The 26,974-nt window shown below is 43.2% G+C and carries 18 protein-coding genes and 1 pseudogene (1 of these 19 only partly in view); 17 read left to right on the top strand and 2 right to left on the bottom strand.

Annotated elements, in window-relative coordinates:
* The first annotated feature begins 32 nt into the window (after window positions 1-32).
* The 5 genes from cotE to MTN95_RS01395 all read left to right on the top strand — a co-directional run bounded on the left by cotE (window position 33) and on the right by MTN95_RS01395 (window position 6,789).
* Window positions 33-578, top strand: coding sequence for an outer spore coat protein CotE (cotE, locus tag MTN95_RS01415; protein ID WP_024121461.1), 546 nt, complete (start codon window positions 33-35; stop codon window positions 576-578).
* 131 nt (window positions 579-709) lie between these two features.
* Complete coding sequence (gene mutS / locus MTN95_RS01410; protein WP_248336728.1) at window positions 710-3,307, top strand: DNA mismatch repair protein MutS; 2,598 nt, start codon at window positions 710-712, stop codon at window positions 3,305-3,307.
* A gap of 15 nt (window positions 3,308-3,322) precedes the next feature.
* Window positions 3,323-5,206, top strand: coding sequence for a DNA mismatch repair endonuclease MutL (mutL, locus tag MTN95_RS01405; protein ID WP_248336725.1), 1,884 nt, complete (start codon window positions 3,323-3,325; stop codon window positions 5,204-5,206).
* A gap of 741 nt (window positions 5,207-5,947) precedes the next feature.
* The gene (locus MTN95_RS01400) at window positions 5,948-6,136 is read left to right on the top strand and encodes a hypothetical protein (RefSeq protein WP_105954264.1); all 189 of its coding nucleotides are present in this window, start codon (window positions 5,948-5,950) and stop codon (window positions 6,134-6,136) included.
* Between the two features lie 164 nt (window positions 6,137-6,300).
* Window positions 6,301-6,789, top strand: coding sequence for an OB-fold protein (locus MTN95_RS01395; protein ID WP_248336723.1), 489 nt, complete (start codon window positions 6,301-6,303; stop codon window positions 6,787-6,789).
* A gap of 421 nt (window positions 6,790-7,210) precedes the next feature.
* On the opposite strand, the gene MTN95_RS01390 is transcribed toward MTN95_RS01395, so the two are convergent.
* On the bottom strand, window positions 7,211-7,657 hold the full coding sequence (locus MTN95_RS01390) for a YrvL family regulatory protein (protein WP_248336721.1): 447 nt from the start codon (window positions 7,655-7,657) through the stop codon (window positions 7,211-7,213).
* A 260-nt stretch (window positions 7,658-7,917) separates the two neighbouring features.
* A complete protein-coding gene (locus MTN95_RS01385) occupies window positions 7,918-8,475 on the bottom strand; it encodes a hypothetical protein (protein ID WP_248336719.1) in 558 nt (185 codons plus the stop codon).
* Between the two features lie 119 nt (window positions 8,476-8,594).
* Between MTN95_RS01385 and MTN95_RS01380 the strand changes: the two genes are divergently transcribed.
* The 12 genes and pseudogenes from MTN95_RS01380 to MTN95_RS01325 all read left to right on the top strand — a co-directional run.
* The gene (locus tag MTN95_RS01380; protein WP_248336717.1) at window positions 8,595-9,197 is read left to right on the top strand and encodes a TetR/AcrR family transcriptional regulator; all 603 of its coding nucleotides are present in this window, start codon (window positions 8,595-8,597) and stop codon (window positions 9,195-9,197) included.
* 178 nt (window positions 9,198-9,375) lie between these two features.
* Entirely contained in the window at window positions 9,376-10,050 is a 675-nt protein-coding gene (locus MTN95_RS01375) for an MBL fold metallo-hydrolase (protein ID WP_248336715.1), read from the top strand.
* A gap of 178 nt (window positions 10,051-10,228) precedes the next feature.
* A pseudogene (locus tag MTN95_RS01370) lies at window positions 10,229-10,351 on the top strand (hypothetical protein); the annotation flags it as partial.
* A gap of 73 nt (window positions 10,352-10,424) precedes the next feature.
* Window positions 10,425-11,291, top strand: coding sequence for an ACP S-malonyltransferase (fabD, locus tag MTN95_RS01365; protein ID WP_105991166.1), 867 nt, complete (start codon window positions 10,425-10,427; stop codon window positions 11,289-11,291).
* A 449-nt stretch (window positions 11,292-11,740) separates the two neighbouring features.
* Window positions 11,741-12,706: an acyltransferase domain-containing protein gene (locus MTN95_RS01360; protein ID WP_248336713.1), complete on the top strand. Its 966-nt coding sequence runs from the start codon at window positions 11,741-11,743 to the stop codon at window positions 12,704-12,706.
* 5 nt (window positions 12,707-12,711) lie between these two features.
* On the top strand, window positions 12,712-15,015 hold the full coding sequence (fabD, locus tag MTN95_RS01355; protein ID WP_248336711.1) for an ACP S-malonyltransferase: 2,304 nt from the start codon (window positions 12,712-12,714) through the stop codon (window positions 15,013-15,015).
* A 93-nt stretch (window positions 15,016-15,108) separates the two neighbouring features.
* The gene (locus MTN95_RS01350) at window positions 15,109-15,357 is read left to right on the top strand and encodes an acyl carrier protein (RefSeq protein ID WP_024121473.1); all 249 of its coding nucleotides are present in this window, start codon (window positions 15,109-15,111) and stop codon (window positions 15,355-15,357) included.
* On the top strand, window positions 15,335-16,582 hold the full coding sequence (locus MTN95_RS01345) for a beta-ketoacyl synthase N-terminal-like domain-containing protein (RefSeq protein WP_248336709.1): 1,248 nt from the start codon (window positions 15,335-15,337) through the stop codon (window positions 16,580-16,582). The genes MTN95_RS01350 and MTN95_RS01345 overlap by 23 nt, the downstream gene beginning before the upstream one ends.
* Window positions 16,583-17,845, top strand: a complete 1,263-nt coding sequence (locus MTN95_RS01340) for a hydroxymethylglutaryl-CoA synthase family protein (protein WP_248336707.1) — start codon at window positions 16,583-16,585, stop codon at window positions 17,843-17,845.
* Window positions 17,833-18,615, top strand: a complete 783-nt coding sequence (locus MTN95_RS01335; RefSeq protein ID WP_227599148.1) for an enoyl-CoA hydratase/isomerase — start codon at window positions 17,833-17,835, stop codon at window positions 18,613-18,615. The genes MTN95_RS01340 and MTN95_RS01335 overlap by 13 nt, the downstream gene beginning before the upstream one ends.
* Before the next feature lie 43 nt (window positions 18,616-18,658).
* Window positions 18,659-19,408 carry a polyketide synthase gene (locus MTN95_RS01330; protein WP_248336704.1) on the top strand — a complete coding sequence of 250 codons (750 nt, stop codon included), beginning with the start codon at window positions 18,659-18,661 and terminating at the stop codon, window positions 19,406-19,408.
* Window positions 19,409-19,470: 62 nt separating this feature from the next.
* On the top strand, window positions 19,471-26,974 hold the beginning of the coding sequence (locus MTN95_RS01325) for a non-ribosomal peptide synthetase (RefSeq protein ID WP_248336702.1). Its footprint extends 7,649 nt past the window's final position; only the first 7,504 of its 15,153 coding nucleotides appear in the window; it begins with the start codon at window positions 19,471-19,473; its stop codon lies off the right edge, out of view.

Genomic DNA, 26,974 nt, shown 5'->3' with positions numbered 1-26,974 from the left:
TAACACGAAGAAGAACAAGGAGGCATGCCGGAATGTCTGAATACAGGGAAATTATCACGAAGGCGGTAGTAGCGAAAGGCAGAAAATTTACACAGTGCACCAATACCATCTCCCCTGAGAAAAAACCGAGCAGCATTTTGGGCGGTTGGATTATCAATCACAAGTATGACGCAGAAAAAATCGGAAAAACCGTAGAAATTGAAGGGTATTATGATATAAACGTATGGTACTCTTACGCAGACAATACAAAAACAGAGGTTGTCACAGAACGAGTGAAGTACGTCGATGTGATTAAACTCAGATACAGAGATAACAATTACTTAGACGATGAGCATGAAGTGATTGCAAAAGTGCTTCAGCAGCCAAACTGCCTTGAAGTCACCATATCTCCAAATGGCAATAAAATTGTTGTGCAAGCGGAGAGGGAATTTTTGGCGGAAGTGGTAGGGGAAACAAAGGTTGTTGTAGAAGTGAATTCTGATTGGGAAGAGGATGACGAAGAGGATTGGGAAGACGAACTTGATGAAGAGCTTGAGGACATCAATCCTGAATTTTTAGTTGGAGATCCTGAAGAATAAAAAAGAGACTAGGGGAGTCGGTACCCCAAGTCTCTTTTTTATATAGACATATCATTCTTTTAACACTTTCTGTTTATGTTATAATGAAGGCTGGCAAATAGAAACGTTGATACATAGTGAGGGATTAAACAATGGCTACTTATACGCCTATGATACAGCAATATTTAAAAATAAAGGCAGAGCATCAGGATGCCTTTTTATTTTTTCGTCTCGGTGATTTTTACGAAATGTTTTTTGAGGACGCTAAAAAAGCGTCACAAGAGCTGGAAATTACGTTAACAAGCAGAGACGGAGGCGCCGCTGAAAAAATACCGATGTGCGGTGTTCCGTATCATTCTGCTTCGGCTTATATCGAGCAGCTTATTAAAAAAGGATACAAGGTGGCCATATGCGAACAAACGGAGGATCCAAAGGCTGCAAAGGGCGTCGTCAAACGTGAAGTCGTTCAGCTGATTACGCCTGGAACTGTAATGGACGGAAAAGGCATCCATGAATCAGAAAACAACTTTATTGCATCAGTTTCGGCCTGCTCAAACGGATACGGGCTGGCGCTGTCCGATTTAACAACGGGTGAAAATTTGGCTGTTTTAATTGAACGGCTGGAAGACGTCATATCAGAAATTTATTCGGTCGGCGCGCGGGAAATTGTCGTATCGGGAAGCCTTGATGAAAAGACGGTTGCTCAGCTGAAGGAGCGGTGCGGCGCTACCATTTCAATTGAAGATGGGGAAACGGATGAGCACGTTCAGATTATTGAGCATTTGCAGAATCCGGACGTAACGAAAACTTTTCTCCGTTTATATACGTATCTGAAAAGGACTCAGAAACGGAGCTTAGATCACCTTCAGCCTGTACAAGTGTATGAGCTTGAAGAAGCCATGAAAATCGACTTATACTCGAAGCGAAATTTGGAGCTGACTGAAACGATCCGTTCAAAAAATAAAAAAGGCTCCTTGTTATGGCTGCTTGATGAAACAAAAACTGCGATGGGAGGACGGCTGCTGAAACAGTGGATTGACCGTCCGCTTATCAGAGTGAATCAAATTGAAGAGCGTCAAGAAATGGTGGAAACATTAATGTCCCATTTCTTTGAACGGGAAGATCTGCGTGAGCGTTTAAAGGAAGTCTATGATTTAGAACGCCTCGCAGGCCGTGTCGCATTCGGAAATGTCAATGCGCGGGATCTCATTCAGCTGAAAGAATCATTAAAGCAAGTGCCCGGCATTAAACAGCTTGTTGCTTCACTGGCTCATAAGAAAGCGAAGGAGCGTGCTGAGCGGATTGACCCGTGCGGTGATGTTTTAGAATTACTGGAAGGAGCCCTGTACGAAAACCCTCCGATATCAGTAAAAGAAGGGAACCTGATCAAAGACGGGTACAATCAAAAACTCGATGAATACCGCGATGCTAGCAGAAACGGGAAAGACTGGATTGCCCGCCTTGAACAGCAGGAACGTGAATATACAGGCATTCGGTCATTAAAAGTCGGCTTCAATAAAGTATTTGGCTATTATATTGAAGTGACAAAGGCGAATTTGCACCTTCTTGAAGAAGGGCGTTATGAGCGGAAACAGACGCTAACGAATGCAGAACGCTACATTACACCTGAATTAAAAGAAAAAGAAGCGCTCATTTTGGAAGCGGAAAATAACATCTGTGAGCTGGAATACGAGCTCTTCACCGAGCTGCGTGAGAAAGTGAAATTGTATATTCCGCGTTTGCAGCAGCTCGCCAAACAGATGAGTGAGCTCGATGCGCTGCAATGCTTTGCGACAATCAGTGAAAATCGTCATTACACGAAACCTGAGTTTTCTAAAGATGAAGTTGAGGTCATAGAGGGCAGACACCCGGTTGTTGAAAAAGTAATGGACAGCCAGGAATACGTGCCTAACAACTGTGTGATGGGCGATAACAGACAGATGCTGCTCATTACCGGTCCGAACATGTCGGGGAAAAGCACATACATGAGACAAATCGCGCTCATCTCTATTATGGCGCAAATTGGCTGCTTTGTGCCTGCGAAAAAAGCTATGCTTCCGATTTTCGATCAAATTTTCACCCGAATCGGCGCGGCGGATGATTTGATTTCCGGACAAAGTACATTTATGGTGGAAATGCTTGAAGCCAAAAATGCGATTGTAAATGCAACCAAAAACAGCCTCATTTTGTTTGATGAAATCGGGCGGGGAACGTCCACATATGACGGCATGGCCCTTGCGCAAGCCATTATTGAATATGTTCATGACCATATTGGCGCCAAGACGCTGTTTAGTACGCACTATCATGAGCTGACGGTTCTTGAAGAAAAGCTTCCGCAGCTGAAAAACGTCCATGTTCGTGCTGAGGAATATAATGGAATGGTTGTCTTTCTTCATCAAATTAAAGAAGGGGCAGCTGACAAAAGCTACGGTATCCATGTCGCCCAGCTGGCTGAGCTGCCGGAAGATCTGATTTCGCGCGCTCAAGACATTCTAAAAGAACTTGAGCATTCAGGGAACAAACCGGAAGTGCCAGTGCAGAAACCTGAGGTACCAGTGCAGAAACCTGAGGTAAAAGAAGAGCCGGCACAGCTGTCCTTCTTTGACGAATCGGATAAACCGGCGGCATCACCAAAGCTTTCTAAAAAAGAAAAGCAAGTGCTTGATATCTTTAAATCTCTGAATATACTTGATATGACACCGCTGGAAGCGATGAATGAAATGTACAAGCTGCAAAAGAAATTACATTAAAACGGGGTGATGAATGTGGCAAAAGTCATCCAGCTGTCAGATGAACTTTCAAATAAAATTGCGGCGGGCGAGGTTGTGGAACGGCCCGCCTCAGTCGTGAAGGAATTGGTAGAAAATGCCATAGACGCTGACAGCACAGTCATTGAAATCGACATTGAGGAAGCGGGTCTTGCATCCATTCGTGTTCTGGATAATGGAGAAGGAATGGAAAATGAAGATTGCAAGCGTGCCTTCCGCCGCCACGCAACAAGTAAAATAAAAGATGAGAATGATTTATTCAGAGTGAGAACACTTGGCTTCAGGGGAGAGGCACTGCCGAGTATTGCGTCAGTCTCCCATCTGGAGATTACGACAAGCACGGGAGAAGGAGCGGGAACGAAGCTCATGCTCCAAGGCGGAAACATCATTTCTGAATCGCGTTCCTCAAGCAGGAAGGGAACCGAAATTGTCGTTTCCAATCTGTTTTTTAATACACCGGCCCGCTTGAAATATATGAAAACCGTTCATACAGAGCTTGGGAATATTACGGATGTGGTCAACCGGATTGCGCTGGCACATCCGGAGGTATCGATCCGCCTTCGCCATCATGGAAAAAATCTTCTCCAAACGAACGGAAATGGAGACGTGCGCCATGTCCTTGCCGCGATTTACGGTACGGCTGTCGCTAAAAAAATGCTGCCGCTTCATGTCAGCTCACTGGATTTTGAAGTGAAGGGATATATCGCTCTGCCAGAGATTACACGGGCATCGAGAAATTACATGTCGTCTGTCATCAATGGCCGTTATATTAAAAATTTCCCGCTCGTCAAGGCGGTGCACGAAGGATATCACACACTTTTGCCAATCGGACGCCATCCGATCACATTTATAGAAATCACCATGGACCCGATTTTAGTCGATGTCAACGTGCACCCTTCGAAGCTTGAGGTACGGCTCAGCAAGGAAACAGAGCTGCACGACTTAATTCGTGACGGCATAAAAGATGTATTTAAACAGCAGCAGCTGATACCGAGCGCACAGCTTCCGAAAAAGTCAGCACCTGTGATCAAAAATGAGCAGCAGTTCATGACCTTTGATGAAAAACCTGCTGAAAGAAAAGTGCCGGAAAAAGCGCCTATGCCTTCGTATTCACCAATGAAGCTCAGTTCAGTTGTCAAAGAACCAGTTGAGATAGAAGACGAATTGCCTTCAGAGCAGCTTGAAACTCATTCTGTGGCTGAAACAAAACAAGATATTGCAGAGCCTGCTGTTTCAGAGGAATTGCCTGTAGCATTCGAACAGGAGCCCGCTCAGGAGCTTCAGCAGACATCATCTGAACGTGTGCCGATCATGTACCCGATCGGCCAGATGCATGGGACCTATATATTGGCGCAAAACGAAAACGGCTTATATATTATCGACCAGCATGCCGCCCAAGAGCGTATTAAATACGAATATTTTCGTGAAAAGGTCGGGGAGGTTGAGCCTGAGGTGCAGGACATGATTGTGCCGCTCACGTTCCATTATTCCACGAACGAGGCACTCATTATTGAACAGCATCAACAAGAGCTCGAAAGCGTAGGTGTCTTTTTAGAGTCTTTCGGCTCGAACAGTTACATCGTCCGCTGCCACCCGGCTTGGTTTCCAAAAGGAGAAGAAGCCGAGCTGATAGAAGAAATCATTCAGCAGGTGCTCGATTCGAAAAACATTGATATCAAAAAACTGCGCGAAGAAGCGGCGATTATGATGAGCTGCAAAGGTTCAATCAAAGCAAACCGCCACCTCAGAAACGATGAGATCAAAGCGCTCCTGGACGATCTCCGGAGCACATCAGACCCATTTACATGCCCGCACGGCCGTCCGATTATTATTCATCATTCCACGTATGAGATGGAAAAGATGTTTAAACGTGTGATGTAGCGGGGTTTGGTGAAGGGGATAGATCCTTTGCTTATGTTGAAGGCAAGCCAATATCCCGTTCGATGGCGTACGTCTCAGGGCGGCTGCTGAGTATGTAGGTATAGACGAAATTGAAACCCATCCGTTGAGGAAAACATTTGCTATCACTTTTACAAACTGAGATATTTAACCACTCGGACCAGCGTACAACGCTCGTTATATCGGAATCAATTAAGACGCAATGAAGAAATTCAAAATATAACCAGGCTCATCCAAAATAACAAGGATGGGTCTTTTTCTTTTCATTTTTCGTCAATTTTTCAAAAGTAATAGGTATGTAATTCATTTTAGGGATATGGCTTTAAAACAGAGACGACAAGGGATTAAAACAGTTGAACGAGTTACACAGTATAAAACGTATGGGGAGCATAGAAAAAAGGGTATTATAAATAAGAAAAAGGGGTCAGAACTTGAAAATTGATAAAAGAACTGCTGTTGAAATAAGTGTCAAAGAAGCAGCTGAAGAATTACGTAAATTAATGGATGAATTACATTAATTGTACAAGCACTTTGCTTTTGTGAAAGTGCTTTTTTATATTCTCTGTAAACTGCTTCCGGTAAATATCAGGATAGACAATTGGCGGTACGGTGGCAGTTTAGAAAGAATAAATATGTGATTAAAAGGGAATCGTTCGACAAATTTTGCGAAACTGTTTCATTTCTAGTCCTCTTGTCTGATAATAAAGCAAGAGGTGAAAGTTTATGAAATTTGAAGTTGTTTTTTGGTTTGATAATGAAAATTTAAGAACAGCTAAAGTAACTGCAGAATCTGAGAAAGCACTTATAAAAGAATTGCAAGAATGTGAACATTGGTATGAGTTTGAAGATGGTAAGCGTATAGCAAATGTTAATATGCGACTTGTCACGCAATTTGATGTGAAAAGAAAATAAAAAAGCATCCCTCGGGGTGCTTTTTTATTTGGGTAGTTGCGCGATGCAGTTGCACATGTGAACAGAGGAAAGGAACGTATGGGGGAGGGATTTACTTTTGTCTATTAAAAAGTAGTTTGAAACAATCATGTAAGGTATACTCTTCTCATAATGGAGGGAGTTACATGAAATACATAATAATTATTTTGATATCTATTGGACTGCTTGCTGGCTGTTCAACCAGCAATGAAACGAAAAACAATGACACTACGAAACAGAATGAGATAAACAAGGAATCAAACACAGATGGGTTGTCTATAGTTGATGCTGGTGTTACTCAAGAAGACGAGTCTACAGACACAGCACGTACAGAAGTTAACGAAACAGTAAAGGAAATTGCTACTCAAGCGTCATACGAAGAATTAAATGTAAACGATCCACCAGTTGATAAAGTTGTTAAGATAACTGGCACAGTCAAGAGTGTAACGGATGAAGGTGGTGCTTTGGATTCGTTTATAATTTCTCAGGAAGAAAATGGTGAAAAGTGTTTGTATCAAGTGATGAACATGAGTTACTTAATATTAACTAAGGGTGATAAGGTTTCAGCTTACGGCCCTGTGCAAGAAGGTGAAGAGACACCGGTGATTACAGGCGTTCTAGTAGAAAGAGAGTAAGACATCCGATTGGGTGTCTTTTTATATTGGCAAAGGAGAGATTATGAATAGGATACAAAATATTCGAAGGAGAATTAAAGATGACTAAGCAATTCATCAAAAAGATTTGATATGTAGCTTCACTCGCGAATGAAAGGACAAAGAGTGAGGGCTATGCCCCTAAGCCTATGAGAATATGAACCGCCTCTGATTGCCCGATCCTGCCTCACCCGTAGCTGGGGCTGTGATGCACACTAGACCAGCAACAAGAAGAAACGAAACCATAACAAGTTTTTAGACATATTTTGATTTTTGTTTTGCATTCGAGGTTTTATTCCTCTAATTGTTTTACACTTTCTCGTTGACCATATAAGAAAGTGAGGCGACGAACATGTCATTACAGCATAAAACCGAATCAATCACAAGCGGTTTTTTTATCGGTTTATGTTTTAGACTGATCATCAAATGCTAGTTCAGTAAACGCCATAAATGCTGATATGACAAAGAGTAATGCGTCCGGAATATAAATAGAATCCATAAAGTAATCAACTAAACAAATTGTGATGAAATTAGCGATGAAATAAAAAACAAATGTGAAAAGTGCTGTTTTTCTGATAGAAAGTGAATGGATCATGATCAAAGAAACGGCTTTTGTTAGAGGGTCTATAACCAGTCCGGCAGCAAAGCATCCCAATATAAAAAACAATAAGGTTTGATTGGAATCGTATGTGATGCCGAGAATTTCAAATAGCCCTTTCATGCCGAAGAAATAACCGCCGAAGATCACAGCAGCTGCAATTGTGATAAGGAGGGCAATGGATACAATCACTATTATTTTTGAGCTTGGTTTTAAGTCTTTAAATGGCGTGTCGTGTTCTTTCTGGCTCACGTATTACACTCCTTACATGTTAGTGATTCACAATACAGCAGAACTCATCCCGAATATACTAAAATAATAATAAAAACAGGATATGTTTCCTAGGCAAGTGCCTAATGAAAAAAGCGAAAATCCGGCAGGTATACTGAGAAAGCAGTGGCTTTTTTCATATAAGCTCCTTATCTAGATGACTTGCATAAAGTGTAACATATATTTACAAAAGTGAAAAAATCCTTTTTCTATTGAAAAAGGATTTTTTAGCGGGACTAATTTTAACTACTGAGATTTTTTGAAGCTTTCGCTTTTTTCGGCCAGATAAAATAACTGGCGGTGATCAGGCAATCAATGCCCAGAATGACTGTCCATAGCTTTAAAACACTGCTCAGCGCTTCGGTACGGGCAGCATCATTAATAAAATAAATCATCCCGGCCAGCAGCCCGGCACCAATAAGGTAAGCGAGCACATGTCTGATCAAGCTTTTCGCATAATGTTTCGCATGATCCATTCCATAGCGCACAAGCGGTTTTGAGCCTTGCTTTGTTACATAAAAACGGAATTTTTCATCCGCCCATTGGATCATTTGCTTGCCGAAAGCGATCGATACGCCGATGTACACTGCCGCAATCGCGTGTGCAGTAGTCGCAACGGCTCCGCGGTATAAGTCCGCAGACGTCATTACTAACAAAATCAGGTCAATGACAGGGGTTAAGGCAAAAAGAAGCAGCCCTAATTTATCTTGTTTAAATAGATAGCGTACGACAAGGCCTAACACTATTACAACCCAAAATCCTATTTCGCAGAAGACAATCATCCAAGCGACACTGTTCAATCTGTTCCCCTCTTTCCAATACAGTTGTATTATTTAATATGATTTTACCATCTGCGTTTTTATAAAACAACTGTATTATAAAAATTGCTCTCTGATTTTTTTCTTGGTAAAATAAAGATATGCCAAAACAAATTGACCATGAAAAAAGAAGAAAACACATTGCAGAAGCGACATGGCGGGTGATTTTAGAACGAGGGATGGAGGGGGCCTCAGTCAGAAACATTGCCAAAGAAGCAGGACTGTCGTTAGGTGCGCTTCGCCATTATTTTTCAACTCAGGATGAATTGCTTGTTTTTGCAATGAAACTTGTGAAAGAAAAGGTGACAGCCCGCATTAATGCAATTGCTGCCCATGATTTGCCGCCTAAAGAAAAAGTGTTACACATACTGCTTGAAATTGTCCCGACAAATGCTGAAACGATTAGAGAGATGGAGGTATGGTTTGCTTTTACTGTTTATGCGAGACATAAAGACAATATGTTTGATGAGGGACATGACGAAATTTACAAAGCAATTCGAAATCTGATTGACTACTTGGACCAGCTTCATTTATTGCAAAAACATGCTGATAAAGAAATAGAAGGAGAGAGGCTGTACGCCTTAATTGATGGCTTGGCGTTACATGCGATGTTTGACCCTCGCCGTGTGAATAAAGAACGGATCAAACGTGTTATGATGCAGCATTTACAATCTATATGCGTGGATGAATCAGCCCAAGAGTGAATAGGTCACTGCAAAAAGTTATTCTTAATGGACAAGTCTCCAAAAAGAATAACTTTTTTTATGAGAATCAAGCCGTAACTGCAAGAATGAATTGAAGAATGGAAAAGCCGCATGCCGTTTGGTAAAGTGGGAATGGAAGAGAGAATGAAAGAACTTCATATTGATAGGAATGGTGAAAATGGTTACTTATGCGGTACATACGATCAAAACATTTCATCACAGGTGGACTAACTACTGTTACATCATAGAAGATATTGTAAGCCGATCTGCGATAGTTGTTGATCCATCATGGGAATTGAGTAAAATAACTAATAAACTTTCTGAACTGGAGGTTGATTTATCAGCAATTCTTTTAACGCACTCTCATTATGATCATGTAAATCTTGTTGAGCCGCTCTCGGCATTATTTCATCCTCAAGTGTATATGTCGAAAACAGAAATCGACTTTTACCAATTCAGATGCAAAAACTTAATTGCTCTTCAAGACCGTGAAACCATCAGCATAGGAATGACGAAAGCGCAATGCCTGCTTACACCTGGGCATACAGCCGGCGGGATGTGTTATTTGTTTTCAGAAAGTATATTCACAGGAGATACGATTTTTACGGAAGGATGCGGGATATGTGAAGATCATGGCAGTTCCGCAGATGATATGTTCGATAGTGTTCAGAGGATAAAATCCATCGTTTCCCCAGAAGTGCGGGTTTATCCGGGGCATTCATTCGGTCAAGCACCAGGGCAAACAATAGGTGAGCTTTTAAAACATAATATTTATTTTCAGATTGATAAAAGAGAATATTTTGTGAAATTCCGCAATAGAAAAAATCAAAGAGGCATTTTTGATTTTAAATAAGTTTTTCCCGAAATCATTCTATTAGACTATTTTCTTTCTGCATCCGAAAGATTTGCCTTTTGAAAAATGATGACAAAGCACGGGTTGATTTTATTAAGTAATGAAATGAAGCTTATGTATCATCATCTTTTGGCACAAATGATATGCAGGTCTATTTTCTTATGTTTTACAGCATGTCCTGATTCTTTATACCTTTATGGAAAAATGCAGAGAAAAAACGATGGAAAGTGTAGGAAAAATTAACTTGACGGATAATATTTACAGAGGTTACCATCAACATGAACATGCTACTATTTATCCGGGGCAATACTTATATTTTCTATAACGTAAGTCAGCAGGTAATTATATATGCGGGGAAGGGTGGCTTTAATAGAATGATCACATATGTTTTTCCGGGACAGGGTTCACAGAAACAGGGAATGGGCAGTGAGTTATTTGATGAGTTTAAAGAACTGACGGCACAAGCAGATGAGATCTTAGGATATTCTATCAAACGCCTATGCATAGAAAATCCTTATTCAAACTTAAACAAAACGCAATTTACTCAGCCGGCCTTATATGTAGTGAACGCATTAAGCTACCTGAAAAAAATACAGGAAACAGACATAAAACCCGATTTTGTTGCCGGGCACAGCCTTGGAGAATACAATGCGCTATTTGCGGCTGAAGCCTTTGATTTTGAGACGGGGTTAAAGCTTGTCAGAAAAAGAGGCGAGCTGATGAGCATGGTAAGCAACGGCGGTATGGCGGCCGTTATGGGACTAAATGAAGAACAGGTTTCAGAGGTTTTGATAGATCATCATTTACATGCGATTGACATTGCGAATGTAAATGCTCCTTATCAAATTGTGATTTCAGGTCAAAAAGAAGATATTGGCAAAGCCGCATCCATCTTTGAAGCCAAAACAGACGTTACGATGTTTCTCCCCTTAAACGTCAGCGGTGCGTTTCATTCCAGATACATGAATCATGCAAAGCAGGAGTTTGAACAGTTTCTTGACACTTTTCATTTTGCTCCTTTGTCTATTCCGGTTATTTCTAATGTATATGCCAGACCGTACTCTTCTGAAGTAATTAAGCCGACACTGGCGGATCAAATCAACCATTCGGTAAAATGGACTGAAAGCATACGCTTTTTAATGGAAAAAGGTCAAATGGAGTTTGAGGAAATAGGACCGGGAAATGTGTTAACAGGATTGATCCGCCGCATTGAAACAGATGCGGAACCTATGACACGCTAAACCGATTTCTATACCAAAAGGCCTCAAATTTGGGTCTAAAGTATACGTGATGCATGATTCGATAGACACTGTTAAAACTGAAAGAATTTATATACTGTTACATAAAGAGGCTGATAACAAAGTTCGCTCTCTAGCGGACATTTGCACTATCGCAGTCAGTTTTTATATTACGATAAACCATCGCTCTCCTTTCAAGAGAACCGCCCTTTATTTCAAAAACATCTAAGTCATAATAGAGTCGATGTTTTTGGCGATGCCAAAATGATTCACATCAAATTCAGATACTTCCAAGATCACTTCATTAACGAGCTTCCACATCCAGAACAACAAAACCAAAGCATTTTTCCATTCATGTTATAAACCATATAACGAGGCTTTTCTCACAGGCAGCCAGCATCATCATATTTCCGTAACTCACCTTTAAATACATAAAAAAGAAGGTTATACAAATGAATGAACCACTCGTTTTTATGTTTTCCGGACAAGGCTCTCAGTACTATCATATGGGAAAAGAATTATTCAGCGGAAACACCGTTTTTCGTCAATGTATGCTTGAAATGGATGCCATTGTCTCTCGGCGAATCGGCATATCTATAGTCAATGAAATGTACCATCCCGCTAAGCGTGTGTCGGATCCGTTTGACCGTGTCCTTTATACGCACCCCGCTATCTTTATGGTTGAGTATTCTTTATATCGGGTTTTCGCAGAAAAGGGAATCCAGCCTGATTACGTGCTGGGGGCAAGTCTGGGAGAATTCGCGTCAGCTGCTGCTTCCGGTGTTTTAGACGCAAAAGAGATACTGGAATGCATACTTGAACAGGCAACCGTCATCGAAAAATACTGCGATAAAGGAAAAATGCTGGCTATACTCGACAAACCGCAACTATTACTTGATCATCCGCAGCTATTTGAAAATAGTGAATTAACCTCCATTCATTATGATTCGCACTTTGTCATTTCGGGAGAAAGTGAAAACATACAGCAGATCACTGATGTCCTGAGAGAGAACGAGATTCTCTGCCAGCCGCTGCCTGTATCCTACGGATTTCATTCTTCCCTTATTGATCCTGCAGAAGATGCATATAAAGAATTTTTAAGATCAAAATCTTTTAAACACCCTAAAATCCCGTTGGTATCCTGTTTAACGGGAAGCAGCAATCGCGAGATTCATAACGATTTCTTTTGGGATACTGTAAGAAGACCAATGAGATTTCGAGAAGCTATTCATTTTTTGGAAAGTCAGCATACGTGCCATTTCATTGATTTGGGACCTTCAGGAACCTTAGCTGCGTTTGTTAAACAATTAATCTCGGGAGATTCAGCGAATCGCTGTTATTCAATCATCACACCATTTCATCAGGAGCTGAAAAATCTGGAGATGGTTGAGCGTTTACAGAAACTAGAAAGGAAGTAAACAAGATGATTACATATGTTTTTCCAGGACAAGGCTCCCAGCAAAAAGGAATGGGACAAGGACTTTTTGAGCAATATCAGCATTTGATCGACCAAGCAGATCAAATACTTGGATATTCAATCAAAAAGCTCTGTACTGAAAAAGGCTATTTCGATCTCAATCATACTCAATATACTCAGCCGGCTTTATACGTGGTCAATGCACTCAGTTATTTGAAAAAGCTTGAGGAGACCGGCGAAAAACCTGATTTTGCGGCGGGGCATAGCTTAGGAGAATACAACGCGCTGTTTGCAGCAGGCGCATTTGACTTTGGGACAGGCTTAAAGATGGTGAAAAAAAGAGGCGAGCTGATGGGACGGATTACTGGGGGCGGTATGGCTGCGGTGATCGGTTTACATAAGGAACAAGTTGCAGCCGTATTAGAAGAACATCATTTACATACGATTGATGTGGCAAATGAGAATACACCTCGGCAAATTGTGATTTCCGGGCAAAAAAAAGATATTGAAAAAGCGGGAGCTGTTTTTGAAACCATCCAGGATGTAAAGCTGTTCCACCCGTTAAACGTAAGCGGAGCTTTTCATTCCAGGTATATGAATGAAGCAAAACAAGAATTTAAGCAATTGATAGAAACATTCCATTTTGCACCTTTGTCTTTTCCGGTTATCTCGAATGTTTATGCAGAGCCTTATCAACAGGAAAGGCTGAAAGAGACCCTGTCTCAACAAATGAACAGCACGGTTAGATGGACAGACAGCATTCGTTATCTTATGGGAAGAGGAGCAATGGAGTTTGAAGAAGTCGGTCCTGGAAAGGTGTTAACCGGCTTAATTACCCGCATAAAAAATGAAGCGGAGCCGTTAACACATCATGCTGATACAACAGAGAAAAAGGCCTTTCCCGGCCAGCAAAATGAACAAGCAGAAACTGACGCCCATTCAGCTCGAATGTTTGCTGAGATTACAGCTCATTCATTAGGAAGTGCCGAGTTTAAAAAAGACTATCAACTTACATATGCTTATCTTGCAGGAGGAATGTACCGCGGTATTGCTTCGAAAGAAATGGTTGTAAAGATGTCAAAAGCGGGGATGATGGGGTTCTTTGGCACGGGCGGTTTGGATCTGAATGACGTTGAGGATGCGATTCTGTCTATTCAAGGCGAATTGGGGCAGGGGCAAGCCTATGGCATTAACCTGGTGCACAATATGAAGCATATTGAATCAGAAGAAAAAATGATTGATCTTTTATTGAAACATAATGTGAGACATTTGGAAGCCTCCGCATTTCTAAGTGTCACTCCTGCTTTAGTAAGATATCGCGCCAAAGGATTGAAACGGCGTCCAAACGGTGAAGTGATATGTGCAAATCGAATGATAGCGAAAATCTCTAGGCCGGAGGTTGCCGAATCCTTTATGAGTCCTGCGCCGGAGAATATGGTAGAAAAGCTTTTAAGAGAAAACAAAATCACAACTAGTGAAGCTGAGTTATTGCGGGAGATCCCTGTGGCAGAGGATATTTGTGTGGAAGCAGACTCAGGCGGTCACACGGACGGCGGTGTCGCATACAGCTTGATGCCGGCGATGACATTATTAAGAGACGAAATGATGAAAAAGTATCGATATAACAAAAAAATACGCGTCGGTGCGGCAGGCGGGATAGGAACTCCTGAGGCGGCGATGGCTGCCTTTATGCTCGGTGCGGATTTTATCTTAACCGGCTCAATCAATCAGTGTACGGTTGAAGCGGCTACAAGTGACAGAGTGAAAGATTTATTGCAGCAAATGAATGTTCAAGATACGGCGTATGCGCCAGCGGGTGATATGTTCGAATCAGGCAGCAAAGTGCAAGTGCTGAAAAAAGGTGTGTTTTTTCCATCGCGAGCCAGCAAGCTGCATGAACTTTACCAGCGATTTGGATCATTGAGTGAGATCGATCAAAAGACCTTAACTCAGCTAGAGGAGAAATATTTTAAACGCAGTATCAAAAAAATATATGAAGATATTAAATTGCACTATCCATCGGCAGAGATTGAGAAGGCTGAACGGAATCCGAAACATAAGATGGCATTGATTTTCAGATGGTACTTTAGGTACAGTTCGCAATTGGCGATCAGCGGAAGCGAAGAGTCTAAAGTCGATTATCAAGTTCACTGCGGCCCGGCGTTAGGGGCTTTTAATCAATGGGTGAAAGGCTCGAAATTAGAGAGCTGGCGGAACCGTCATGTGGATGACATCGGGAAAATATTAATGACAGAAACCGCAAAGTTACTTAACGACAGAATTGCATTATTTTCTCAAAAGGCGCTTTAAAGTCTATTGTGCAATAATAAAAGATTGAATATTGCGAAAAAACTGGGCCGAGCTTGCATGTTTAACATTCCATTTAAAGGAGAGACAAACGTTATGAATAAACAGAAAGTCTTCGAAGTATTGATTACTAATATTTGTGAGGTTCTTCCGGAATTGGACGGACACCGTTTTGAGCCTGAAGACCGATTAGCTGATTTAGGGGCTGATTCTGTAGACAGGGCTGAAATTATAACCATGGTGCTTGAGGATTTATCATTAAAAATCCCTCGTGTCGAGCTGTCTGGTGTGAACAACATCGGCGAATTAGCTGAGGTGCTTTATGACAAAGTACAATCCGCCTGAGATTCTGGTGACCGGTGTCGGAGTAACGGCAGCGATCGGCCAAGGAAAAGAGGCTTTTGTTTCTTCGTTGTTGTCTGGGAGGCATGCCTTTGAAGTGATGCAGCGCCCTGGCAGACAAAAAGACAGCCGGTTTATTGGAGCTGAAATTCCTTCGTTATCTTATCCGGACCGTCTTTCTAAGAAACTGCTAAGAAAAGCGTCATTTTCCAGCCGAGCTGCTTTGGTTACTCTCTCAGAAGCCTGGGAGGAGGCGAAGTTAGACGATGCTGGTTCCGCACGTATCGGGCTGGTAGCAGGAGGATCGAACTTTCAGCAAAGAGAGACCCTCCAGCTTTATGAGAATTATAGGGACCGCTCTGGTTTCATGTCGCCAGCTTATGCACTGTCTTTTATGGATAGCGATCTTTGCGGTCTTTGTACAGAACAGTTTGGAATTACCGGTTTAGCTTATACGGCGGGAGGTGCTTCCGCAAGCGGCCAGTTAGCGGTGATTCAAGCCATTCAGCAAGTCCTGTCAGGAGAGGTTGATATTTGCATCGCACTGGGGGCGTTAATGGATATTTCCTATATGGAATGTGAGGCGCTCAGGGCTTTAGGCGCTATGGGAACGGATAAATATGCTGATGAGCCGGAAAACGCGTGCCGTCCCTTTGACCAGAACAGAGATGGATTTATTTATGGAGAATGCTGCGGTGCATTGGTGATAGAACGAAAAGATACGGCTGTCCGCCGGGGCGTAAAACCCTATGCTGCATTGTCTGGATGGTCAATCAAAGTAGACGGGAACCGCAATCCTGATCCTTCTTTAGAAGGGGAGATCTATGTTATACAAAAGGCATTGGAGCGAGCCGGTCTCACACCTGAAGAAATTGATTACATAAACCCTCATGGCACGGGTTCTTTCATTGGAGATGAAATTGAATTGAAGGCGCTGCATGCTTGCGGTCTTTCTCATGCTTATATAAATGCAACAAAATCAATAACCGGGCATGGGCTCAGTGCAGCAGGCATTGTTGAGATTATTTCTGTACTGCTTCAAATGAAAGAATCACGCCTGCATCCGAGCCGGAATTTACATGATCCAATTGATCCTTCCTTGCATTGGGTGACGGATCAATCAATTTCACACGACATAAAAAACGCGTTGAGTTTAAGCATGGGTTTTGGCGGAATGAATACCGCTGTTTGTATACAAAACATTGAAAAATGCGGAGGCGAATCATAAATGGTTTCTGCTGGAATAGAAGCGATGAATGTCTTTGGCGGAACGGCATACCTTGATGTCATGCAATTAGCCAAGCACAGACATTTAGATACTGCTAGATTTGAAAATTTATTAATGAAGGAAAAAGCGGTAGCACTGCCTTACGAAGATCCTGTGACCTTTGGAGTGAATGCGGCTAAACCGATTATTGATTCACTAAGTGACGCAGAGAAGGACAGGATTGAATTGCTGATCACCTGTTCCGAATCTGGGATCGATTTTGGAAAATCGTTAAGCACCTATATCCATGAACATTTAGGGCTCAATCGCAACTGCCGTTTGTTCGAAATAAAGCAAGCCTGTTATTCAGGAACTGCCGGATTTCAAATGGCAGTGAATTTTATATTATCCCAGACGTCTCCGGGTGCCAAAGCACTGGTCATCGCCAGTGATATTTCCCGTTTTTTAATCGCTGAAGGCGGAGACGCTTTAAGTGAGGATTGGTCCTATGCTGAACCGAGTGCCGGAGCGGGAGCAGTGGCTGTTTTGATAGGCGAAAATCCCGAGGTGTTTCAAGTTGATCCCGGGGCAAACGGCTATTACGGCTACGAAGTGATGGATACGTGCCGTCCCATTCCCGACAGTGAGGCGGGAGATGCTGACCTGTCTTTAATGTCATATTTGGATTGCTGTGAACAAACGTTCTTGGAATATCAAAAACGTGTACCCGGGGCTCATTATCAAGATACGTTTCAATATCTAGCCTACCATACGCCTTTTGGCGGGATGGTGAAAGGGGCGCACCGGACAATGATGCGTAAGATGGCAAAGGCGAAAACGGCTGAGATAGAAACTGATTTTTTAAAACGGGTACAGCCTGGATTGCTCTACTGCCAAAGGGTCGGAAACATTATGGGAGCCGCATTGCTTCTGGCGTTGGCTAGCACTATTGACAAAGCGCAGCTTGACTCGCCTAAACGAATCGGCTGTTTCTCCTATGGTTCAGGCTGCTGTTCTGAATTTTACAGCGGAATTGCAACGCCTCAAGGCCAACAACGCCAGCGCTTATTTGAAATCGAGAAGCACTTGGACAATCGATATCATCTTTCGATGGATGAGTATGAAACGCTGTTCAAGGGAAGCGGGATGGTCCGGTTCGGAACTCGTAATGTCAAGCTGGATCTTGAGATGATTCCGGGGGTATTGCAGTTTCATCAAGAAAAGCCGAGGCTGTTTTTAGAAGAAATTTCTGAGTTTCATCGCAAGTACAGGTGGATGTCGTGACATACCAAACAATTAAGGTCCGGTTTCAAGAGTCAATTTGCTATCTAACCTTTCATCGTCCTGACGCTAATAATACGATCAATGACCAATTAATCGATGAATGTTTACATGTGATGAATCAATGTGAGACATCTTCCGTTACGGTCATTGTTTTAGAGGGGCTCCCGGAGGTATTTTGTTTCGGAGCGGATTTTCAAGAAATATATCAGGAGATGAAAAGCGGCAGAAAACAAGCGAGTGCTCAAGAACCTCTCTATGATTTGTGGCTGAAATTGCAGACTGGTCCTTTTGTCACCATTTCACATGTGCGTGGAAAAGTAAATGCCGGAGGTCTTGGATTTGTGGCTGCCAGTGATATTGTCATTGCGGATCAAACTGCATCATTCAGTCTGTCCGAGTTATTATTTGGTCTTTATCCAGCTTGTGTGCTGCCATTTCTGATTCGCAGGATCGGCTATCAAAAAGCGCATTATATGACATTAATGACAAAACCGATTTTTGTTCAGGAAGCCATGGAATGGGGCTTGGTAGATGCCTGTGACGCTCAAAGCGAGGTCCTGCTTAGAAAGCATTTATTGCGCTTGCGGCGGTTAAATAAAAAGGCAATTGCGCGGTATAAACAGTTTATCAATTCATTGGATGACCGCCCGCGGCGTACAAAATCCATGGCTTTAACTGAAAATCAAGACATGTTTTCCGACCCTCAAAATCAAATGGGCATCATTAGGTACGTTGAAACGGGGCAGTTCCCTTGGGAGAAGAGCCCGTAAACTGTGTGAAATACATACAATCAGAAACCGTTAGGAGGACATCATGACGCATTCTGTTGTAGAGCTTTTTGAAATCGAGCCCGCTATTATTCAGGTCAAGATGCATGACCGTGTTCATAAAAACGCGTTTTCGCAAGAACTCACAGACGGATTAATTCAAGCGTTCGAATTCATTCGCAATCAACAAAGCTATAAAGCAGTGATTTTAACGGGATACGACAATTATTTTGCTTCAGGCGGAACACAAGAAGGATTGCTGAGAATCCAGCAAGGAATCACCAAGTTTACTGATGACAATCTCTATTCTCTGGCACTTGATTGCAGAATTCCCGTCATTGCTGCCATGCAGGGTCACGGAATTGGGGGCGGCTTTGTCATGGGGCTCTTTGCTGATTTTGTTATTCTGAGCAGGGAGAGCGTGTATACCGCTAATTTTATGAAATACGGGTTTACACCGGGTATGGGAGCTACTTTTATCGTTCCCCAAAAACTCGGGTTCAGCTTGGCGCAGGAGTTATTAATGAATGCAGGCAATTACCGGGGAGCCGATCTCGAAAAAAGAGGAATACCCTTTCAAGTCCTCCCTCGATCTGAAGTTTTGGAGTATGCTGTGGAGCTGGCGCGTGAGCTGGCGGAAAAACCGAGAAACTCCTTAATTACATTAAAAGACCACTTGGTTGCGCCGCTTCGCGAGCAGCTTTCCCGCGTGATAGAACAGGAGCTCGTTATGCATGAGAAAACATTTCATCAAGACGAAGTCAAAACGAGAATCACAGGTTTATATGGGAATTAATTGATTTAGAAACGATCGTCGTGTGATACATAAAAATGTGCAGGTGAAATGGAGGCAGCTCTATGAGAAATGATGTGAATACCCGCGGATTAGCTAATCCCTCTGTCAGTTATGGGGAGCCATTACATATATCCGAAGATCAACCGGCCACAATACCCGAGGTTTTATACAAAACGGCAGCGGAGCTTGGAGAAACAAAGGGGATCATTTATCTGCAGCCGGATGGGACTGAGATTCATCAATCTTACGGCCGTTTATGGAAGGATGCGCTGCGTATTGTGAAGGGGCTCCGTCAATCTGGCCTGAGAGCAAAAGATAATGTGATCTTGCAGCTTGGTGACAATTCACAATTTATCCCTGCTTTCTGGGGCTGTGTTTCAACTGGAATTGTTCCGGCGCCTTTAGCTGTTGTCCCAACGTACACAGAGTCGAACAGCGGGACTCAAAAGCTGAAAGACGCATGGACACTTCTTGACAGGCCGCCGGTGATTACGAGTCGGGAATTGCTTCAGGAAATGATTGATTGGGCAAAAGAGCAAGAACTTGAAGGTTTTTGCGCCTTGGCTGTCGAGGATCTTTACTGTGATGAGATGGAAACCGACTGGCATCAAGCTCACCCTGAAGATTTGGCGCTTCTGCTGCTGACTTCAGGGAGTACGGGCACTCCCAAAGCAGTCATGCTCAATCACAAAAATATTTTAAGCATGGTGAAAGGCATTATTCAAATGCAAGGTTTTACAAGAGAGGATATCACGTTTAACTGGATGCCGTTTGATCATGTCGGAGGCATCGGGATGCTTCATTTGCGGGATGTTTATCTTGGCTGCCAAGAAATCAACGTCGCAAGTGAAACGATTTTGATGGAACCTCTAAAATGGCTTGATTGGATTGATCATTACCGTGCTTCTGTGACGTGGGCGCCGAATTTTGCTTTCGGACTGGTCACTGATTTTTCTGATGAAATGAAAAATCGAAACTGGGATCTGTCATCCATGCGCTATATGCTCAATGGCGGTGAAGCGATGGTCGCTAAAGTGGGGCGCAGAATGCTAGAGCTTTTAGAACCTCACGGATTGCCTGCTGATGCGATTCGCCCTGCATGGGGCATGTCTGAAACTTCATCCGGCGTGATTTTCTCTCGTGAGTTTACCCGTGCCGCAACAAGCGATGATGATGGTTTTGTGGAAATAGGCTCCCCGATTCCTGGATTCTCCATGAGGATTGTGGATGACCATAATGAATTGGTTGAGGAAGGCGAGATCGGCCGTTTTCAAGTCTCTGGCCTCTCTGTTACCAGCGGATATTATCGGCGCCCGGATTTAAATGAGAGTGTGTTTACGGAGGATGGCTGGTTTGAAACTGGCGATCTCGGTTTTTTGCGCAATGGGCGTCTAACCATTACGGGCCGTACGAAAGATGCGATTATTATTAATGGTGTCAATTACTACAGCCATGCGATTGAATCCGCGGTTGAAGAATTAGCGGAAATCGAAACTTCTTATACTGCCGCCTGTGCTGTCCGTGTGAATAACAATACAACGGATCAGCTGGCTATCTTCTTTGTTACTTCCACCCAGATGAATGATGATGAAATCGTTCAGCTTCTTAGAAACATACAGTATCATGTCACGCAGACAATCGGTGTGACTCCCGAATTTTTGCTGCCGGTGCATAAAGAAGAGATTCCGAAAACAGCTATAGGAAAGATTCAGCGCACGCAGCTGAAAACGGCATTTGAAAATGGGGAGTTCGACCACTTGCTTCACAAACCGAACCGTATAAACGGTGAGGGAGAGACACAAGAAGCAGATGATGCCAAAAGAATAAGAGAAGATATACAGGAATATCTGCTCAGCTGTTTTACTGATGAGCTTCATGTTTCCCGCAATTGGATTGAGCCCAACACCAATATCCAAAGCCTCGGTATTGACTCTATTAAGATGATGAAGCTTATTCGGGCGGTCGAGAAAAAATACCGCATCAGACTCACAGCCAGAGAGTTATATAAGTATCCTGCAATCGAATCTCTGGCCAACTATCTGTCTGAAAAAGAAGATTTGCGGAGCAGCCTGTCTGGTGACAAAGATAGCATTGACGCACCCCAATCAGAAGAGGCGAAAAAAAAGCAAGCAGCCTTTCAACCTCTTTCTGAAGTACAAAAAGGTTTGTGGACATTGCAAAAAATGTCACCTGAAAATAGCGCGTATCACGTACCTCTCTGTTTTCGATTTACGTCAGCGCTTCACCTTGAAACTTTAAAGCAAGCTTTTCACCATGTGCTGAAACAGCATCCGATACTAAAGCATGTGATTCAAGAAAAAGACGGAGTGCCTTGCCTCAAAAATGAGCCGGCGCTGTCTCTTGATATCAAAACAGAAGACATTTCGGGTATGAATGAGCCTGACACGACTGCTTATCTTAGAAAACTAGTAAAAGAACCGTATGTAAAGGAAAACAGCCCGTTAATGCGCGTCCGTGTTTTTTCCAGATCAGAAGAAGAGCACTTTTTGCTTGTGGTTATTCACCATATTATTTTTGACGGGATTTCTTCCCTGACGTTTATTCGCAGCCTTTTTGACAGCTATAAGCTTCTATTAGAAGGACAGGAGCCGAAAGAGTCTGTTTCACCGGCCGTTTATCATGATTTTGCCGCTTGGGAACAGAACATGCTTGCCGGTGAAGACGGCGAGAAACATCGTTCGTACTGGCGGAAACAGCTATCGGGCACATTGCCGAATCTTCAGCTGCCGGCTGTAATCACCAGTACGTCCGTTTCAGAGTTTAAGGAAGACACATACGCTCGGCGGCTGCCCAGCAGTTTAATGAAGCATGTCAGATCGTTTGCCAAAGAGCAATCTACAAATATTTCAACAGTATTGCTGAGCTGCTATATGATGCTGTTAGGCCGTTATTGCGATCAGAAAGAACTGATCGTCGGCATGCCTGCGATGGTGAGACCTGAAGAGCGATTTGATTCCTCTATTGGGCATTTTCTCAATATGCTGCCTATCCGGGGTGAACTGAAAGCGGGAGAAACTTTTTCTGAGTTTGTTTCGAGATTGCAATTCACAATCCTCGACGGACTGGATCATGCGGCTTATCCTTTTCCAAAAATGGTGCGGGATTTGAATATTTCTCGCCAGCAAGCAGGTTCACCTGTTTTTCAGACAGCTTTTTTCTATCAGAATTTTCTTCAAACTGGAAGTTATCAAAGTATGCTGAGTAAATATAAGGATTCCTTTTCTGTTGATTTCGTTGAGAGTATTCATCAAGAGGGTGAATACGAATTGGTGTTTGAGCTATGGGAAGAAGAAGAAAAAATGGAGCTGAACATCAAATACAATACTGGGCTGTTTGATACCGCTTCTATTTCCGCTATGTTCGATCATTTTGTTTATTTAACAGAACAGGCTGTTGGGAGTCCTTCTCAGTCTTTAAAAGAGTATTCCTTATTAACTGACGAAGAGGAACAAATGATTCTCAGAACGTGGAACGCTACTGACAAGAATTATCCACATGCGTGTTTTCATGAGTTATTTGAGCAGCAGGCGAAAAAGACGCCTAATCGGGCGGCTGTCAGCTATAAAGGTGAAACATTGACGTATCGGGAGCTTGATGAAAAAAGCACACAGCTGGCCATATATTTGCAGGCGCATGGAGCGGGGCCGGATCGCTTGGCAGGTATCTATGTGGATCGATCGCTGGAAATGATTGTGGGTTTATTGGCGATTCTCAAGGCAGGAGGAGCATATGTGCCGTTAGACCCGTCTTATCCGGCTGAGCGATTGGAATACATGCTGAAGGACAGTGAAGTCTCCATTACACTGACTACTTCCGAATTGGCCAATACTTTAAGCTGGAATGGGGTTCAGACAGTTTTGTTAGATCAGGACTGGGATGATATCACTCAAGCCGCTTTTGATCGTCGTGTTCTTTCGCGCACCGTCAAGCCGGAAAACTTGGCTTATGTCATTTATACGTCCGGCAGCACAGGGAAGCCAAAAGGTGTCATGATTCAGCATAAAGCGTTGACAAACTTTCTCGTTTCCATGGGTGAGACGCCTGGTCTTTCATCAGCGGATCGCCTGCTTGCTGTGACAACCTACTGTTTTGATATAGCTGCTTTAGAGCTATATCTCCCTTTGATAAAGGGGGCGCAGTGTCATATTTGCCAAACTGAACATACAAAAGACGTTGAAAAACTGAAGCGCGACATACAAGATTTGAGACCGACAATCATGCAAGCAACCCCTGCGACATGGAAAATGCTCTTTTATTCAGGCTGGAAAAATGAAGAGGGAGTCAAGATTCTATGCGGAGGCGAAGCCTTACCTGAAAAACTAAAGCGGCATTTTCTCAATACGGACAGCGAAGCCTGGAATATGTTCGGACCTACGGAAACAACAGTCTGGTCTGCGGTCCAGCGTGTGAATGAAGAAAGCTCTCACATCACGATAGGCCGGCCTATCGCAAATACCCGGATTTATATTACCGATTCGCAGCTAACGCCTGTCCCGGCTGGTGTCCCGGGAGAGCTTTGCATTGCGGGGGACGGAGTGGCAAAGGGCTATTACAAACAGGGTGAATTGACGAATGAAAGATTTATAGACAGCCCTTTTGAGCCTGGGTCAAAGCTTTATAGAACTGGTGACATGGCACGCTGGCTTCCGGGAGGCAGGATTGAATATATCGGCCGCATCGACAACCAGGTGAAAATACGCGGATTCCGCATTGAGCTTGGCGATATTGAAAGCCGGCTTAATGAACATCCGGCTATTCAGGAAAGCGTCATTCTAGCAGCTGAACAGGATGGAGACGAGAAGCTCGCTGCCTATTATATAGTGAAAGATGCAAATTTATCTCTATCATCAAGGGAGCTGCGGAATTATTTAAAAAACAGTTTACCAGCCTATATGGTGCCTTCTTATTTTACCCAGCTTGACCATATGCCGTTAACACCGAACGGCAAGATAGACAGAAATACTCTGAAGAAACAAAAAGTGACAGCGAAGCAGCCAAGGCAAGGGAATATTGCTTCTATGAAAATACAGGAAACTATTTTATCTATTTGGCAAGATGTACTGAACGTTTATGACATTGAGCAGGAAGACGGATTTTTCGATGTGGGAGGCGATTCGCTTCTCGCTGTTACGGCGGCCGAACGCATCAAGCATGAACTATCCTGTGAGTTTACTGTCACGGACTTGTTTGAATACTCAACGATCAAAGGCATCAGTAAATATATCACTGAACAGCAAATGGCGGATACTGGTTTCTCTTTGACTTTAGCATCAGCGGAAAAGTCAGATAAGCCTATTCACATGCAAAATGTTACTGGTGATCTTCCGGATTATTATGAGGACAGTGTAGCGATTATTGGGATATCGTGTGAATTTCCAGGTGCGAAAAACCATGCTGAGTTTTGGGAGAACCTTAGAGACGGCAAGGAAAGTATTAAATTTTTCAGTACAGAAGAGCTTCGGAGTTTTGGTGTTTCAGAGGAACTGACTGAGAGCTCACGGTATGTCCCGGCTAAATCCTCGATTGAAGGAAAGGACGAGTTTGACCCAAGCTTCTTTCAAATATCACCTAAAGATGCTGAATTTATGGATCCGCAGCTGCGGATGCTCATGACTCACTCCTGGAAAGCGATAGAAGATGCAGGTTACGTGTCCAAACAGATTCCGGAAACGAGTGTTTATATGTCAGCAAGCAATAATTCATATCGCGCGCTCTTGCCAAAAGAAACAACGGAGAGCCTTGAAACGCCGGACGGTTATGTATCATGGGTGCTTGCACAGAGCGGAACCATTCCGACGATGATTTCTCATAAGCTCGGATTGAAAGGGCCTAGCTATTTCGTTCATGCCAATTGTTCTTCTTCTTTAATCGGATTGCATTCCGCCTATCAAAGCCTGATGTCTGGTGAATCTAATTATGCTTTGGTCGGCGGAGCGACATTGCACACTGAGTCAAATATCGGCTACGTGCATCAGTCAGGTTTGAATTTTTCAAGCGATGGGCATATTAAGGCATTTGATGCCTCTGCCGACGGAATGATTGGCGGTGAGGGCGTTGCCGTTGTATTGCTGAAAAAAGCGGCGGATGCCGTAAAAGACGGCGACCACATCTATGCGTTGTTAAGAGGCATAGGTGTAAATAACGATGGAGCTGACAAAGTCGGTTTTTATGCTCCAAGTGTAAAAGGACAGGCGGACGTGATTCAAAAGGTCATGAATCAAACGAATATTCAGCCTGAATCCATCAGCTATGTAGAAGCGCACGGTACAGGTACGAAGCTTGGAGATCCAATCGAGCTGTCAGCGTTGACGGCAGTTTACAGGCAATATACAAATAAAAAACAATTTTGCGGAATCGGATCGGTCAAATCCAATATCGGACACGCTGATACAGCCGCCGGGCTGGCAGGCTGCATTAAGGTTGTGATGAGCCTTTACCATAATGAGCTTGCTCCTAGCATCAATTATAAGGAGCCGAATCCAAATACAGACTTAGCTCATTCTCCTTTTTACGTCGTCGATCAAAAGAAAGCATTGAGTAATGAAATAAAAACGCACAGGGCTGCACTTAGTTCCTTCGGGCTTGGCGGGACAAACACTCATGCGATTTTCGAGCAATATAAAACAGTTGCTGCTGATCAGAAACAAACAGGGGCCTGCATCATTCCGATATCGGCAAAAAATAAAGAGCGGCTTCATGAGTATGTACATGGCATTCTGGTTCATTTGGAAAGAAGAGGGCTTGAAAGCGGCCGTCTGGCTGATTTTGCTTATACCCTTCAGATCGGGCGGGAAGCAATGGAATATCGGGTTGCCTTTATCGCTGATCATGTGGATGAGTTAAAACAAAGGCTGGCTGATTTTATCGATGGAAATTCACCAATAGAAGGCTGTTATCAAGGAGAGAAGCAGCAAGCCAAGGATGTTTCATGGCTGACAGAGGATGAAGACAGCGCGGAACTGATTGGGAAGTGGATCGCAAAAGGAAAAGTGAACAAGCTGGCGGAGATATGGAGTAAAGGAGCGCATATTGATTGGCTACAGCTTTACAAAGGTGTGCGTCCAAACAGAATGAGTTTGCCGACATATCCTTTTGCAAAGGAACGATACTGGGCATCACAGGATGATCACAAGCTTTCGGGAAGAATGTCCGCTAAACAGACCGGCGTCAGTGCATTGCATCCGCTGCTTCATCAAAATACGTCAGACTTTTCTGAGCAGAGATTCAGTTCAGTTTTTACAGGTGAGGAATTCTTTCTGACAGATCATGTGGTGAGAGGGAAGCCGGTGCTCCCTGGGGTTGCCTACCTTGAAATGGCGCAAATGGCTGTAAACAAGGCGACAGGCAGCACGAACGAACAGGATGTCAGAATCAAATTGAATCACGCCGTTTGGGTTCAGCCTGTAGTGGTCGAGAGTCAGCCGGTTCATGTGCATATCAGTCTCTTCCCAGAAGAGGATGGGAAAATCACATATGACATTTACAGTACCGGAGAAGGGTCAGACTCAGCCATACACAGTCAAGGCAGTGCGGAACTGATAACTG

Origin of the sequence: Bacillus sp. 2CMS4F (genome assembly GCF_023161785.1) — a bacterium.
Lineage (GTDB): Bacteria > Bacillota > Bacilli > Bacillales > Bacillaceae > Bacillus > Bacillus halotolerans.
This window is presented reverse-complemented; position numbering and strand designations above follow the sequence as displayed.